Annotated in this window: 1 protein-coding gene and 1 pseudogene; both read left to right on the top strand. The window is 71.6% G+C overall.

The window, feature by feature from the left end; all coding sequences use genetic code 11:
* Nucleotides 1-105 precede the first annotated feature (105 nt).
* The gene (locus JNW91_RS31020) at nt 106-1,503 is read left to right on the top strand and encodes a M16 family metallopeptidase (RefSeq protein ID WP_203179008.1); all 1,398 of its coding nucleotides are present in this window, start codon (nt 106-108) and stop codon (nt 1,501-1,503) included.
* A gap of 93 nt (nt 1,504-1,596) precedes the next feature.
* A pseudogene (gene dapB, locus JNW91_RS31025) lies at nt 1,597-2,363 on the top strand (4-hydroxy-tetrahydrodipicolinate reductase).
* Nucleotides 2,364-2,366 lie beyond the last annotated feature (3 nt).

Here is a 2,366-nt window from a genome sequence, read left to right on the forward strand (position 1 = left end):
GCGGCGGCGAGGGTGGCGAGGGCGGCGAGCGTCCGCGCCGCCGACCCGGCACAGCTGACCGTCGTACATCGCATCACCCACCCCTCGTCGAACCGGGAGCAAGACGTGAGTCGGGCCTTCAGCGCGCCGTTTCCACCGGATCGACGGGGGGTGGCCCCCTCTCGGGACACCGGGGCGGGCCGCTCCGGCGGCACCGCCCGCGCGGTGACCCGGACGCTCAGCGACGATCCGCTGGGCGGCACGGTACGACGTACCGTGCTGCCCAGCGGCCTGCGCGTCCTCACCGAGGCGATCCCGGCGATGCGCAGCGTGTCCTTCGGCGTCTGGGTGGCGGTCGGCTCCCGGGACGAGACCGGCCCGCAGGCCGGAGCCGCGCACTTCCTGGAGCACCTGCTCTTCAAGGGCACCAACAAGCGCACCGCGCTGGAGATCTCCTCGCAGATCGAGGCGGTGGGTGGCGAGACGAACGCCTTCACCACGAAGGAATACACCTGCTACTACGCCCGCGTGCTGGACGAGGACCTGCCGCTGGCGATTGACGTGATGTGCGACCTGATCGCCGACTCGCTGCTGGAGCCGGCCGACGTGGAGACCGAGCGTGGCGTGATCCTGGAGGAGATCGCCATGCACGACGACGAGCCCGGTGACGAGGTGCACGACCTCTTCGCCCGCGCCGTCTACGGCGACCACCCGCTGGGTCGGTTGATCTCCGGCACCGAGGAGACCGTCACGCCGATGACCCGGCGACAGATCCAGAGCTTCTACCGTGGTCGCTACACCGCGCCGCAGATCGTCATCGCCGCCGCCGGCAACCTGGATCACGCCGCGGTGGTCAAACTGGTCCGCCAGGCTCTGCGGGGCACCCCACTGGACAGCGACCCGGCCAGCCCGGCGTCGCACCGCGCGGCCACCCCGGCGGTACCCACCAAACTGGCGACCACCCTGGTCGAGCCGAAGGAGACCGAGCAGGCGCACGTCCTCCTCGGCTGTCCCGGCATCGACCGCCTCGACGACCGGCGCTTCGCCCTCGGGGTGCTCAACAACGTGCTCGGCGGCGGCATGTCCAGCCGCCTGTTCCAGGAGATCCGCGAGCAGCGCGGCCTCGCGTACTCGGTCTACTCCTACGCCAGCCAGTACGCCGACAGTGGACTGTTCGCCGTCTACGCCGGCTGCGCCCCGGGCAAGGTGGACGAGGTGCTGGCCCTGACCCGCGCCGAACTGGCCCGGGTGGCGTCCGACGGGTTGACCGAGGCCGAGGTGGCTCGGGGCAAGGGCATGAGCAAGGGCTCGTTCGTGCTCGGCCTGGAGGACACCGGTTCCCGGATGAGTCGGCTGGCCAAGGGTGAGCTGCTCTACGGCGACCTGATGCCGGTCGACGAGCTGCTCCGCCGGGTCGACGAGGTGACCGTCGCGGACGTGAACACCCTCGCCGCGGAGCTGCTCAGCCGGCCGATGTCGCTGGCCGTGGTTGGCCCGTTCGGTGAGAGCGACTTCGCGGTCTGAGGTCTACGCCGCAGCGGTCGGGGCCGTCCCGGCCGGTGGAGCGGGCCGGATCCGGCCGGGAGGGCACGTCCCGATTGGGATAGGTTGTGCCCCGTGACTGACGAGCAGGAGAAGACCCCGGCCGAGCCGCTGCGGGTCGGCGTGCTGGGTGCCCGCGGCCGCATGGGCATCGAGGTCTGCAAGGCGGTCGACGCCGCCGACGGCCTCGAACTCGCAGCGTCGATCGACCAGGGCGACAGCCTCGACGCCGCCTCCCACGCCAACGTGGTCGTCGACTTCACCACTCCGGACGTCGTCATGGACAACCTGAAATGGTGCATCGACCAGGGCATCAGCGCGGTGGTGGGCACGACGGGCTTCACCGAGCAGCGGCTGGAGCAGGTGCGCGGCTGGCTCGCCGACAAGCCCGGCGTGGGCGTCGTGATCGCCCCGAACTTCGGCATCGGCGCCGTGCTGATGATGCAGTTCGCCGCGCGAGCCGCCCGGCACTTCGAATCCGTCGAGATCATCGAGCAGCACCACCCGCGCAAGCTGGACGCCCCGAGCGGCACGGCCACCCACACCGCGCGGCAGATCGCCCGGGCCCGGGCCGAGGCCGGCCTCGGTCCGTGCCGGACGCCACCAAGGACGAGGTCGCCGGCGCGCGGGGCGCCGACATCGACGGGGTACGCGTGCACGCCGTACGCGCCACCGGTCTGGTCGCCCACCAGGAGGTGCTGTTCGGCACCACCGGCGAGACGTTGACCATCCGGCACGACTCGTACGACCGGGCGTCGTTCATGCCGGGTGTGCTGCTGGCCGTCCGCGCGGTGCGTAGCCGCCCGGGCCTCACCGTCGGCCTGGACGCCCTGCTCGACTAATCC

This window comes from Micromonospora parastrephiae, from assembly GCF_016802865.1.
Classification (GTDB): domain Bacteria; phylum Actinomycetota; class Actinomycetes; order Mycobacteriales; family Micromonosporaceae; genus Micromonospora; species Micromonospora parastrephiae.